The 13,292-nt window shown below is 68.6% G+C and carries 10 protein-coding genes; 7 read left to right on the top strand and 3 right to left on the bottom strand.

Features of this window, described 5'->3' with window-relative positions:
* Positions 1-203 precede the first annotated feature (203 nt).
* On the top strand, positions 204-5,930 hold the full coding sequence (locus tag QM748_RS13365; protein WP_415247417.1) for a CHAT domain-containing protein: 5,727 nt from the start codon (positions 204-206) through the stop codon (positions 5,928-5,930).
* 19 nt (positions 5,931-5,949) lie between these two features.
* Here the strand turns inward: QM748_RS13365 and QM748_RS13370 are convergent, their stop codons facing one another.
* Complete coding sequence (locus tag QM748_RS13370) at positions 5,950-7,134, bottom strand: MalY/PatB family protein (RefSeq protein WP_415247418.1); 1,185 nt, start codon at positions 7,132-7,134, stop codon at positions 5,950-5,952.
* 132 nt (positions 7,135-7,266) lie between these two features.
* On the opposite strand from QM748_RS13370, the gene QM748_RS13375 reads away from it, so the two are divergent.
* The 6 genes from QM748_RS13375 to QM748_RS13400 all read left to right on the top strand — a co-directional run bounded on the left by QM748_RS13375 (position 7,267) and on the right by QM748_RS13400 (position 11,829).
* Positions 7,267-7,842, top strand: a complete 576-nt coding sequence (locus QM748_RS13375; protein ID WP_415247419.1) for a YqgE/AlgH family protein — start codon at positions 7,267-7,269, stop codon at positions 7,840-7,842.
* A complete protein-coding gene (gene ruvX, locus QM748_RS13380) occupies positions 7,835-8,311 on the top strand; it encodes a Holliday junction resolvase RuvX (RefSeq protein ID WP_415247420.1) in 477 nt (158 codons plus the stop codon). Before QM748_RS13375 ends, ruvX begins: the two co-directional genes overlap by 8 nt.
* Complete coding sequence (gene pyrR, locus QM748_RS13385) at positions 8,292-8,795, top strand: bifunctional pyr operon transcriptional regulator/uracil phosphoribosyltransferase PyrR (protein WP_415247421.1); 504 nt, start codon at positions 8,292-8,294, stop codon at positions 8,793-8,795. Before ruvX ends, pyrR begins: the two co-directional genes overlap by 20 nt.
* A gap of 76 nt (positions 8,796-8,871) precedes the next feature.
* Positions 8,872-9,831, top strand: a complete 960-nt coding sequence (locus QM748_RS13390; protein WP_415247422.1) for an aspartate carbamoyltransferase catalytic subunit — start codon at positions 8,872-8,874, stop codon at positions 9,829-9,831.
* A 32-nt stretch (positions 9,832-9,863) separates the two neighbouring features.
* On the top strand, positions 9,864-11,141 hold the full coding sequence (locus tag QM748_RS13395) for a dihydroorotase (RefSeq protein ID WP_415247423.1): 1,278 nt from the start codon (positions 9,864-9,866) through the stop codon (positions 11,139-11,141).
* A gap of 106 nt (positions 11,142-11,247) precedes the next feature.
* Positions 11,248-11,829: a Uma2 family endonuclease gene (locus tag QM748_RS13400; protein ID WP_415247424.1), complete on the top strand. Its 582-nt coding sequence runs from the start codon at positions 11,248-11,250 to the stop codon at positions 11,827-11,829.
* Here the strand turns inward: QM748_RS13400 and QM748_RS13405 are convergent, their stop codons facing one another.
* Positions 11,830-12,411 (bottom strand): YggT family protein, encoded by a 582-nt coding sequence (locus tag QM748_RS13405; RefSeq protein WP_415247425.1) that lies wholly within the window; start codon positions 12,409-12,411, stop codon positions 11,830-11,832.
* A gap of 6 nt (positions 12,412-12,417) precedes the next feature.
* Positions 12,418-13,242, bottom strand: coding sequence for a pyrroline-5-carboxylate reductase (proC, locus tag QM748_RS13410; protein ID WP_415247426.1), 825 nt, complete (start codon positions 13,240-13,242; stop codon positions 12,418-12,420).
* Positions 13,243-13,292: the final 50 nt, after the last annotated feature.

The raw sequence follows: 13,292 nt of genomic DNA on the forward strand, positions 1-13,292 counted from the left end.
CCGGCGACACCGGGCAGGGCATGGCGCCGACAGCAGCACACTCCCGGCCGCACCGCAAGGATCGTGAAGCGATTTCACGGAGACCTGCTATTCTCGAATCGGATGGCGGCCGATCAACACCGTCATGCAGCACGCCCGCGTGCCCTTGAGCATTCTCGCCGCCATTCGGGCACCTCTCCTCCCCACCACGAGGATCTGCCACCATGTCCGACGCCAGCCCCCGCGAGATCACCTTCCTGATTCCGGGCCAGCGCCCGGCATCCCGCAGCGGCGACTTCACTGCCGCCTCCGCCTCGCCGGACCTGCCCGGCAGCCGCAAGGACTTCATTCAACTGGCCACGCACCGCGACGGCGGGCCGGTGCTGCGCACCAGCGCCACGGTCGGCGAAGACGTCGTGGTGCTGCACATCGAGGGCGGACCAGAACTGGTGCTGCATCCGGAGGCGGCGCGCGACCTGCTGCTGGCCCAGGCTGACGGGTTGCCGCTCAGGCGCGGCGAGAAGGGCGAACCGCGCTATCCCGGCGAGGTTCCGGTGCCGGCCGAACTGCAGTGGCGCGGGCTGGAGAAGGCGGCGGTCTCACGCGGCCCCGGCTTTCTCGGCAAAGTGCTGCTGCGTGCGGTGGAAATCGTCACCAACGTACTTGCCGATCGCGACACCGCCAGGCGAGCGGCCAAGGCCATCGCGCAGCAGATCGACAGCGGCGTCACGCCCGGCGTCTACAAACTGGACTCCAGACGGCTCGGCAAGCTCAAGGACAGCAGGCCGCTGGACTGCATCGACATTCCGGTGCCTGGGCGGCCGGTGCTGATGCTGCTGCACGGCACTTTCGTCGACACCGCCAGCACCTTCGGCAAGCTCTGGGACCATCACCCGGCACGGGTGGGCGAACTGTTCGCCCACTACGCCGATCAGGTGTATGCGCTCGACCACGCGACCCTGGGCGAGAGCCCGGTCGGCAACGCACTGCAGCTGGTCCGGGCGCTGCCCAAAGGCGTGCCGCTGAAGCTGCACCTGGTTTCGCATTCGCGCGGCGGCCTGGTGGCCGAGGTATTGGCGCGCGTGGCCGCCACACACGCGGTCACCGACGCGGACCTCGAAACCTTCAAGGGCGCAAGCCACCGCGGCCAGCGCGAACAGCTGCAGGCGCTGGCCGCGGCGCTGGCCGAACGCGAAGTGACGGTGGAGCGTGTCGTGCGCGTGGCCTGCCCGGCACGCGGCACGCTGCTGGCGTCGCACAGGCTCGATGCCTATCTGTCGGTGCTGCGCTGGTCGCTGCAACTGGCCGGCATACCGGTGGCGCCGTCTCTGGTGGACTTCCTCTCGGCCGTTGCACGCGAACGTTTCGACCCCACGAAGCTGCCCGGCCTGTACGCGATGACGCCGGAAAACCCGCTGGTGCAATGGCTCAACGATGCCCAGGCGCCAATTCCGGGCGAATTGCGCGTGGTAGCCGGCGACATCGAGGGCGACTCGGTACTGAGCTGGCTCAAGACCCTGCTGGCCGACGCCTTCTACTGGACCGACAACGACATCGTGGTCCAGACCAGTTCCATGTACGGCGGCTCGCCGCGCAAAGCCGGCGCCAGCTATCTGCTCGACAAGAGCGCAGGCGCCACGCATTTCAGCTACTTCCACAACAAGCGCACAGCCGATGCCATCGTCAATGGACTGCTGCACGATGTGCCGGCGGGCTTCGCACCGATCGGCCCCCTGTTGTGGCAAGGCGAAAGCGCAGACGGACTCCGCGCCGCAACGCGCAGCAAACCCGTGCCGATGCCGGAGCAGCCGGCGGTGTTCGTGCTGCCGGGCATTCTGGGCAGCCACATCCAGGTCGACGGCAAGCGCATCTGGCTGGGCTGGCGCGTACTCGGCGGCCTGCTGCGGCTGGCCTACGAACCGGGGCAGCACAACATTCGCGACGATGGGCCGCTCGGCAACTTCTACGACGACCTGATCGACTACCTGGCGCAGAGCCACGAGGTGATCCCCTTCGGCTTCGATTGGCGCCGGCCGCTGGAAGAAGAAGCGCGCCGGCTCGGCGAGCGTGTCGCGGAGGCGCTGGACGCACGCGCGGCCAGCGGACAGCCGGTGCGCTTCATTGCGCATTCCATGGGCGGGCTGCTGGTGCGCACCATGATGCTGGAGTGCCCGGACGTCTGGCAGCGCGTGTGCCTGCACCAGGGCGGCCGCCTGCTGATGCTGGGCACGCCGAACGGCGGCTCCTGGGCGCCGATGCAGGTGCTGACCGGCGACGACACCTTCGGCAATTTCCTGTCGGGGGTCGGGGCGCCGTTCCGCGATCACGAGGCCCGCCAGACGATGGCGCAGTTTCCAGGCTTCCTGCAACTGCAGGCAGGCCTGACGGATCCGCAACTGGCACTGTCGAAGACGGACACCTGGGAGAAGCTGGCGCAGGAGGATCTGGAACGGGTCCGCCAGGCCAGTTGGTGGCATCGCATCTGGGGCAGCGAACCCGCCCTCGGCCCGCAGCTCGCTGCCTACAAATGGGGCATCCCGTCGAAGGAAGTGCTGGACCAGGCCGCCGGCCTGCGGCAGCGGCTGGACGAACAGCGCGACAAGGACCTGCAGCGCTGGGCCGATCGCATGCTGCTGGTCGTGGGGCGTTCGCGCTTCACCCCCGACGGCTACGAATGGGCGGACGAGGGCTTCGTCTACCTCGATGCCGAGAACGGCGGCGACGGCCGCGTGACGCTGGCATCGGCACGGCTGCCCCAGGTGCGGACCTGGACGCTGGATGCCGAGCACGGCAAGCTGCCCTCGCACCGCGACGCCTTCGGCGCGTTCCGCGAACTGCTGGAGAACGGGGACACGGCGCGCCTGAAGCCACTGGCGGCCGGTACGCAGCGCGGTGGCACGGCAGATGCAGCCGAAGCCGTGCCGCACGTACGCAGCCGCCCCTCGCGCGGCCGGCTGGCGGGCGAACGCCCGGCCGACTCGATGGACGCGGTGTTCGCGCTGACGCGCGCATCCCAGGACGGCACAGGCTCACGCCAGACGGCTCCTGCGCTGCGCGTCACGGTACTCAACGCCAACCTCGCCTTCGTCCATCAGCCGCTGCTGGTGGGGCACTACACGGCGTCGCAGCTGTCGGGCGCGGAACTGGCGGTAAACACCCTGGTCGGCGGCGTGATGGAAGATGCGCTGTCGGTCGGACGCTATCCGCAGACGGCCGGCGCAGCGCAGATCTTCCTGAACCACGCGGCACCGCTACACGATGCGCTGATGCCCCAGCCGGAAGGGGTGATCGTGGTCGGCCTCGGCGCCGAAGGCAGCCTGACCGAAGCCAGCCTGGCCGAAGCCGTGTGCCAGGGCGTACTGGCCTGGGCCGAGCGCCAGGCTGAAACCGAACAGTGCCCCGCCGGCATCGAGCTGGCGGCCGTGCTGGCGGGCAGCGGCGGCATCGGCATCCAGCCGGGCAACTCGGCACGCGCCATCGCCCATGGCATACGCGCCGCCAACGGCCGCATCGCGCAATTGAACCAGCGCCGCAAGCGTGCGGCCTGGCCACAGGTCATCCACCTGTGGCTGGTGGAACTGTATCTGGAGCGCGCCGCCGAAGCCTGGCGCGGGCTGCAGGTGCATGCCACGGCACGGCCGGGCGAACTGGACATCTCACCGACGATCGCAAGCGGCACCGCATCCCTGCGCCGGCAGGTGGACTCGGCCTACCGCGGAGCTGCATACGACTTCATCTCCATCACCTCGGTGAACAGCCGCCCGGACGGCCGGAGCGCCGCCCCGCCGCCGAGCGCCGAATCACCGGACAATGCCGACATCCAGTTCCGGCTGGACACCAAGCGCGCACGGACCGAGGTACGAGCGCTGCGCTCGCAGCCGCGGCTGCTGCAGGAGATGCTGCGCCAGGCCTCGAACGACCACCAGTGCGGGCCTCAGATCGGGCGCACGCTGTTCCAGCTGCTCGTGCCGCTGGAGATCGAACCTTTCCTCGCCGGGCGCAGCCAGATGCTGCTGGAGGTGGACAAGGGCACGGCCGTCGTGCCCTGGGAGCTGCTGGACACCGCGCCGGAACAGGGCAGGGAGCACGATCACATGCCCTGGGGCATCCGCAGCCGGCTGATCCGCAAGCTGCGGACCAGCAGCTACCGGGAAGTGGTGCGCGACACCGGCCGCGAGGACTACGTGTTGATCGTCGGCGAGCCGAAATGCGATCCGGCGCGTTATGGCCGGCTCGAAGGCGCGCTGAATGAGGCCCGGGCCGTCGCCAAGCTGATGAAGAGCCGGAGCGGCGTCGGGCCGAACCGTACGTTCGACCTGCTGGGCGGCCACGACGCAACGGCGATCATCAACGCGCTGATGTCCCACCCCTACAGGATCGTGCATGTGGCGGGCCATGGCGAACCCGGACCCGAGGGTGGCGTGGTGCTCTCCGAAGGGACCGTGCTGGGGCCGCGCGAAATCGGCCAGATGCGCTCGGTGCCGGAGCTGGTGTTCGTCAATTGCTGCCATCTGGCCGCGCTGCCGGACCAGCCATTCGCGCAGGCGCCGGCCCCCTTCAGCCGCAGCGACCTTGCCGCCAGCACGGCCGAAGCGCTGATCGCCATCGGCGTGCGCTGCGTAGTGGCCGCAGGCTGGGCGGTAAACGACGGACCGGCCAAGCTGTTCGCGGAAACTTTCTACCAGGCCCTGCTGAACCGCAGGAGCTTCATCGAGGCTGTCGGCGACGCGCGAGAACTCACTTGGCGCAGGCATCCCGGCAGCAACACCTGGGCGGCCTACCAATGCTATGGCGACCCGGAATGGCGGCTGCGTGGCCTGGACGACGGAGACTTCGCCAAACCCGCGCCGACCGCAGACGTGCAGGGCGAGTACAACGGCATCGCTTCGGCGCAGGGCCTGAAGATCGCCCTGGAAAAAATCGCCACCGACGCCAAGTACGGACAGGGCAACCGCGCCGTGCTGCAGGAACATGCGAGGCATCTCGCAGCGCGATTCGGGCCGGTCTGGGGTGACATGGGATCGGTGGCCGAAGCGCTGGGTGCGGCGTGCATCGAAACCGGCCTCGTCGACGAGGGCATCACCTGGTACGAGCGCGCATTGGCTGCCAACGACGCCAGCGCTTCGCTGCAAGTAGCCGAACGGCTTGCCAACCAGCGCGCACGGCGGGCATGGAAGGAGGTTTCGGCGCTGAAAGCCGGCGCGTCGGCCTCGGAACGCGGCGATATCCTGAAGGCCTTCGCCAAGGCGCGGCAGGACATCGAAACCGCAAGGCTGTCGCTCGCAGCCCTGGCCCAAGTGCAGCCCACGATCGAACGCCATGCCCTGATCGGCTCGACCTGCAAGCGCCTTGCGATGGTCGAGCGCACGGCAGCCGACATTGCACGGAAATGGCTGGAATCCGCAGGCGGGGACGAAGCCGCGGGCAAGGATGCACGGCAGCTGGCCGCTCGCCCGGCAGCCGAAGACGAGGCCCTTGCAGCCATGACGGAGGCTTACGGCCTTGGCGAGAAACTCGCCCTGGACACGGGGCATCCGCAACTCTATTACCCTGCCATCAACCGCATGGCGGCCATGCTGGCGCGACCGCAGGAACTCGACAAGGCAGGCTTCACCACCTCAACGGTGGAGGCGGTACGCCAATCGCTGGACCAGCAGCTCGCCCGCCAGGCCGATTTCTGGCTGGCGGCCAGCCGCATCGAGCTCGACCTTTACGTCGCGCTGGCCGGAGGCCGCCTGCAGCAGGTACTGCCGCAGCTCGAAGCGCTGTTCCAGGACCTGCACGATCGCGTGCCCTCGCCCACCATGTGGGCAACGCTGCATGACCAGGAGAAGTTCGTGCTGGAACGCTGGTGCGAGCGGTCAGGGGGGTCAAAAGGGGGCTCGAAAGGCGACATCGAGGCCGCCGGCCGTCTGCTGCAGCTGCTGCAGCGACATGCAGAAGGCAAATGATGCAGCCGTCTTGACGGCCCTAGCCCGTGACGGCCGCCGCCATCCGCCGCAGCGCTTCATCCAGCGTCGCGCGCGGGCAGCCGAAGTTCAGCCGCAGCCAGCCGGGCATGCCGAAGGGGCGGCCGTCCGAGAGGCCGACACCAGCGGCTTCGAAGAAGGCCGCGGGGTCGTCGATGCCGCGCTCGGCCATCAGGCCGCGGCAGTCGATCCAGGCCAGGTAGGTGGCTTCGGGCGAGGTCGTTGCCAGGCCGGGCATCGCCGCCACCGCTTCCAGCACGCGGGCGCGGTTGCCGCGCAGGTAGTCGAGCAGCGCGGCGCGCCACGGCCCGCCGTCGCGGTAGGCGGCTTCGGTCGCCACCATGCCCAGCACGTTGGCGTGCGGTATCAGGCCGCGCATCGCATGCCGGTAGCGGCGGCGCAGCGCAGCGTCCGGGATGACCGCGAAAGCGCAGTACAGCGCGGGGATGTTCCAGGTCTTGGACGGCGCCATCAGCGTGATCGTGCGCCGTGCCGTGGCCTCGTCCAGCGCGGCGATGGGCCGGTGCGGGCACTCCTCGTCGAGCACCAGGCCGCAGTGGATCTCGTCGGCGCAGATCAGCAGATTCCGGCGCTCGGCAAAATCCGCCAGCCGGCGCAGTTCGTCGGTGTCGAACACGCGCCCGACCGGGTTGTGCGGCGAGCACAGCAGCAGCATGCGGCTGCGCGCGTCCGCTGCACGCTCCAGCGCCTCCCAGTCCCATTGCCAGCGGCCGTCGCGCAGCACCAGTTCGCAGCGCTGCAGCACGCGGCCGGTGTTGGCCGGCGCGGACAGGAAAGGCGGATAGACCGGCGTCGCGGTCAGCACGCCGTCGCCCGGCTCGCCGGCCAGCAGGCAGGCGAGGTTGAAGCCCGTCACCACGCCGGGCAGCCACACCAGCCAGTCGGCTTCGATCGTCCAGCCGTGCTCGCGCCGAAGGCCTTCGACCACCGCCTGCTCCAGCGAGGGCCAGGCATCGGTGTAGCCGAACACGCCGTGGTCGATGCGCCGGTGCAGCGCTTCGATGACGGCCGGCGGCGCGGCGAAATCCATGTCCGCCACCCACAGCGGCAGCACGTCGCGGCCGGCGTAGCGGCCCCACTTCTCGCCCGGCATGCTGCGGCGATCGATGATGCGGTCGAAATCAAAAGCTTCGGTTGCGGACAGGTTGGGAGCAGCATCGGTCATGATCGGCGGACTCGGGAAGACATGGCGGACATTGTCCCTCAAGCCGGCCATGCATTCCGGCTTTCGGCCCCCCGGCGGCGGAAACATGGCCGGTACGTCCAGTCACACAAGAACGCGGGCGAAGTGCGTAAAATGGCGGGCATGGAAACACCCACGGCCAACTTCACGCACCACTTCCTGATCGCCATGCCCCACATGGCCGACCCTCATTTCGCGCGTGCGCTGACCTACATCGCCGAACACAACGAGCAGGGCGCGCTGGGCATCATCGTGAACCGCCCGATCGACATGACGCTGGCCTCGCTGTTCGAACGCATCGAAGTGCCGCTCGAAGCCGAAGGCTTCGACACCCAGCCGGTATATTTCGGCGGGCCGGTGCAGACCGACCGCGGCTTCGTGCTGCACCGGCCAGTCGGCGACTGGCATTCGACGCTGAAGGTCAGCGACGACGTCGGCCTCACCAGCAGCCGCGACGTGCTGCAGGCCATCGGCGCCCAGGGCGAGCCGCGCGAGGTGCTGGTCACGCTCGGCTATGCCGGCTGGACCGCCGGCCAGCTCGAACAGGAACTGCTGGACAACGCCTGGCTGACGGTGCCGGCGGACATGTCGATCGTGTTCGAACTGCCGCCCGAGGAACGCCTGGCTGCCGCGATGCAGAAGCTGGGTGTGGACTTCGCCAACCTCAGCGAGGTCGCGGGGCATGCCTGACGCGGCTCCCGCCGCTCCGTCCTCCCTGCCCGCGCGCGGCACCCTGCTCGGCTTCGACTTCGGCCTGGCGCGCATCGGCGTGGCCAGCGGCGAACTCGAGACCGCCCATGCCAGCGCGCTGACCACGCTGCACGACGAATCGAACGACGCCCGCTTCAAGTCCATCGCCAGGCTGATCGCCGAATGGCGGCCGGTGGCGCTGGTGGTCGGCATTCCCGTCCATCTCGACGGCAGCGAACACGAACTCACGGCCCGCTGCCGCCGCTTCGCCAACCAGCTGCACGGCCGCTTCGGCCTGCCGGTCTTCCCCGCCGACGAACGCCTGTCCTCGGTCGCCGCCGAGTCGGAACTTTCACGCGCCGGCCTCAAGGGCTGGAACGAACGCAAGGCGGTGCTCGACGCCGCCGCCGCCCGGATCATCCTGCAAACCTTCCTGGACGCCCATCGCCATGAACATTCTCGATGCTGAAGCCCTGTGCCGGCAGCTCGCCGACCAGATCCGCCCCCACGTCACGCCGGCCACCGCGCTGGTCGGCGTCTACACCGGCGGCCTGTGGCTGGCCGAGCGCCTGCACAAGGAACTCGGCATCAGCCAGCCGCTGGGCGCGATCGACGTCTCCTTCTACCGCGACGACTACGGCAGCAAGGGCCTGCACGCGAAGCCGAAGCGCACCGAGATCCCGTTCAGCGTCGAGAACGCGCACATCATCCTGGTCGACGACGTGCTCTATACCGGCCGCACCACCCGCGCCGCGCTGAACGGCCTGTTCGATTTCGGCCGGCCAACGATGATCGAGCTGGCGGTGCTGGTCGACCGCGGCAGCCGCGAACTGCCGATTGCCGCCCGCTACTGCGCCCACACCCTGCCCGAGGCCCTGCCGCGCGACCAGAACCTGGAGCTGCAGCGCGACGAAGCCGGCCAGCTCAAGCTGGAACTGACCCAGCTCGGCTGATGCCCGATCTGCCGTAACACGCTTCCGACAAAACCCTTACATCCCATCGCCAATCGCTGATTCCGAGGCAAGCCCGATGCGCAACCCCCAGCTCAACAAGCACGGCGAACTTCAGCACCTGCTGACGCTCGACGGTCTTCCGCGCAACATCATCACCGCCATCCTCGACACCGCCGCGCCCTTCACCGAAGTGGCCGAGCGCGAGGTCAAGAAGCTGCCGCTGCTGCGCGGCAAGAGCGTGTTCAACCTGTTCTTCGAGAATTCGACGCGCACCCGCACCACCTTCGAGATCGCCGCCAAGCGCCTGTCGGCCGACGTGGTGAACCTCAACATCAACACCAGTTCGGCCTCGAAGGGCGAGAGCCTGCTCGACACCGTCGACAACCTGTGCGCGATGCAGGCCGACATGTTCGTCGTCCGCCACGCCGCCAGCGGCGCACCGATGCTGATCGCCCAGCACCTGCAGGCCACCGGCCGCGACCACATCCACGTCGTCAATGCCGGCGACGGCCGCCATGCGCACCCGACGCAGGGCCTGCTGGACATGTACACCATCCGTCACTTCAAGCAGGATTTCACCAACCTGTCCGTGGCCATCGTCGGCGACGTGCTGCACTCGCGCGTCGCACGCAGCCAGATCGCCGCGCTGACCACGCTCGGCGTGCCCGAAATCCGCGTCATCGGCCCCAGGACCCTGCTGCCGACCGAAGTCGAAAGAATGGGCGTGCGCGTGTTCCACGACATGCGCGAAGGCCTGAAGGGCGTGGACGTGGTGATGATGCTGCGCCTGCAAAATGAACGCATGAACGGCGCGCTGCTGCCCACGCCGCAGGAATACTTCAAGGTCTGGGGCCTCACCGCCGACAAGCTGGCGCTGGCCAAGCCCGACGCCATCGTGCTGCACCCGGGGCCGATGAACCGCGGCGTCGAGATCGATTCGGCGGTGGCCGACGGCGCGCAGGCGGTGATCCTGCCCCAGGTCACCTTCGGCATCGCCGTGCGCATGGCGGTGATGAGCATGCTGGGCAGCCACTGAGCCCCGGACAGAACAGGCACAAGGATTCGCGAATGAACATCCTGATTTCCAACGGCCGCATCGTCGATCCGGCCCGCCGCATCGACGCGGTGCAGAACGTCTACGTCGCCGGCGGCAAGATCGCCGCCCTCGGCGATGCCCCCGACGGCTTCGTCGCCGAACGCACCCTCGACGCCAGCGGGCTGGTCGTCGCCCCCGGCTTCATCGACCTCGCCGCCCGCCTGCGCGAGCCCGGCTTCGAATACCGCGCCACGCTCGAGTCCGAGATGGAAGCGGCGATGGCCGGCGGCGTCACCAGCCTGGCAATCCCGCCCGACACCGATCCCGCGCTGGACGAGCCCGGCCTGGTCGAGATGCTGACCTACCGCGCCAAGAAACTGAACCGCGCCCACATCTACCCGGTCGGCGCGCTCACCATCGGCCTCAAGGGCGAGCGCCTGTCCGAGATGGCCGAACTGGTCGAAGCCGGCTGCGTCGCCTTCTCGCAGGCCAACGTGCCCATCGTCGACAACGGCGTGCTGATGCGCGCGATGCAGTACGCCGCCACCTTCGGCTTCCGCGTCTGGCTGCAGCCGCTGGCGCCCTTCCTGTCGCGCGGCGGCAATGCCCACGACGGCGAGGTCGCCACCCGCCTCGGCCTCGCCGGCATGCCGGTGGCCGCCGAAACCGTGGCGCTGTACACCTACCTGGAACTGGCCAAGATCACCGGCGCGCGGCTGCACATCACCCGCCTGTCGTCCGCTGCCGGGCTGGAACTGATCGAACGCGCGCGCGCCGAGGGCATGGACGTGAGCTGCGACGTGTCGATCAACCACGTGCATCTGTGCGACATGGACATCGGCTACTTCAACTCCAACTGCCACCTGATCCCGCCGCTGCGCAGCCAGCGCGACCGCGAGGCGCTGTGCAAGGGCCTGGCCGACGGCCGCATCAACGCACTGTGCTCCGACCACACGCCGGTGGACGACGACGGCAAGCAGACGCCGTTCGCCGAATCCGAACCCGGCGCCACCGGCCTCGAACTGCTGCTGCCGCTGACACTGAAGTGGGCGGAGCGCGCCGGCCTGCCGCTGCTCGACGGCCTCGCCCGCATCACCTCGGACGCGGCGAAGATCGTCGGCATCACCAAGGCCGGCCACCTGTCGCCGGGCGCGCGTGCCGACGTATGCGTGTTCGATCCCGCCGCCCACGTCGCCATCACCCGCGACACGTTGAAGAGCCAGGGCAAGAACACGCCCTTCCTCGGCATGGAACTGCCGGGCAAGGTGCGCTACACGCTGGTGGAAGGCCAGGTGATGTACGAAGGCTGAACGGCCAGCGCAGCAGGAACGCTGCCCGCCGCCGGGGCATGCTCCCCGACGGCGGGCGTTATACTTTCTGCAGCCCCATCCGCAAGCAATACATGAGGAGCACGACATGGGCCTGGCTCTGCGCAACGACCGAACCTACACGTATGCCGATTACCTGACGTGGCCGGACGATGTCCGCTACGAGTTGATCGACGGCGTTCCTCATGCCATGTCGCCGGCGCCCTCGCGGACGCATCAGGAAATTCTGCAGCAGATTGCAAGCCAGGTGCTCAACTCACTGGACGGCAAGCCCTGCCGCCCCTTCATCGCCCCTTTCGACGTACGCCTGCCGCACGGCAATGAAGCCAACGGCGACATCGACACCGTGGTGCAACCCGACCTCGTCGTGGTCTGCGACCGCGACAAGCTCGACGAGCGCGGCTGCCGCGGCGCGCCTGACTGGGTGGTCGAGGTGCTGTTGCCGTCCACAGCAGGCCGCGATCTGATCACCAAGCGCCGGCTGTACGAACGTGCCGGCGTGCGCGAATACTGGCTGGTGCATCCGGTCGACCACGTCGTCACCGTGTATCGCCTGCAGGACGGCGCTTTCGGCGCACCCGACATTCACGAACTGAAGGAAACGCTCGCCGTCGGCGTGCTGCCCGAGATCGTCATCGACTGGGAGCGCGCGCTACGCAACGTGGGCTGATCAGCCGCCGAACAGCAGCGGCGCGAAGTTGCCGCGCATGCCTGCCAGCAGCATCAGCACGATCTGCAGCACCAGCAGCAGCACCAGCGGCGACAGATCCACGTTGGCGATCGTCGGCACGATGCGGCGGAAGGGCCGCAGGAAAGGCTCGGCCAGCGAATGCAGCAGCGGCGCCAGCGGTGCATGCGGACTGACCCAGGACAACACCGCCGAACCGAGCACGACCGCGAACAGCAGATACACCATCATGCGGACCAGCTCGATCAGGCCGACACCCCACAGACCCACCAGCACCGCACCCACATTGCCGCTGAACACCGCGCCGCGCAGGCTCAGCTCGATGGCGACCATCGCCACCTGCACCACCCAGGCCGGCAGCAGGCTGGCCATGTCCAGGCCGAACAGGCCGGGCACGAAACGGCGCAGCGGCCGCACCAGCCAGTCGGTGGTGGAGACGACGAACTGGCCGATCTGATTGCGGAAGGAAATGCGCTGCCACTGCATGTAGAAGCGTGCCAGCAGCATCAGCGTCAGGAAACCGCCGGCAGCGTCGAGGACCAGCAGCAGGATGTTGGCGAGCATCGCGGATCAGTCCTTGCCGAGTTCGGCGCCCAGCTCCTGCCCGCGCGACCGTGCCGCGCCGACCGCCCTGACCAGCGCGCCGTGCCAGCCGGACTCGGCCAGGCTGTTCAGCGCCGCCGCGGTGGTGCCGCCCTTGGAAGTCACTTTCTCGCGCAGCACCGCGGGCGAGTCCTCCGAGCCGGCCGCCAGCTTCGCCGCGCCGAGCACGGTGTCGATCGCCAGCCGGCGCGCATCGGCCTCGTCGAAGCCGAGCGCACGCCCGGCATCTTCCAGCGCCTCGATGAAATGGAACACATAGGCCGGGCCGCTGCCGGAAATCGCCGTGACCGCGTCCATCTGGTCTTCGGTATCCGCCCACACCACGCTGCCGACGGCAGACAGGATGCGCTCGGCAGCTTCGCGGCCGTCGGCGTCCACGCTCGGATCGGCATACAGCCCGGTGATGCCGGCACCGATCAGCGCCGGCGTGTTGGGCATGCAGCGCACCAGCCGGGTATAGGGCTGGCCCGGCGCACCCAGCCAGCGGCCGAGGTCGGCCAGGCGCAGGCCGGCGGCAACGCTGATGACGATCTGGCCGTTCAGCCTGCCCGCGATCGGCGCCAGCGCTTCCTTCATCTGCTGCGGCTTCACGGCCAGCATCAGCACGTCACAATTCAGTGCCGCAGCATCGAAGGACTCCACCGCACGCAGGCCGAAGCGCCCGGTCAGCCGCGCACGCGTCTCGGCACCGAGGTCGACGACCTGGATGCCTGCCGCATCGAAGCCGCGCTCGATCATGCCGCCGATCAGGGCCGCTGCCATGTTGCCACCACCCAGGAAAGTGATCTTCATGCTCTCGTTCTCTCTGTGAATGCCGGGCCGGACGCCCGGCTGTCATGCAT

The organism is Thauera sp. (assembly GCF_047601425.1).
GTDB lineage: Bacteria > Pseudomonadota > Gammaproteobacteria > Burkholderiales > Rhodocyclaceae > Thauera.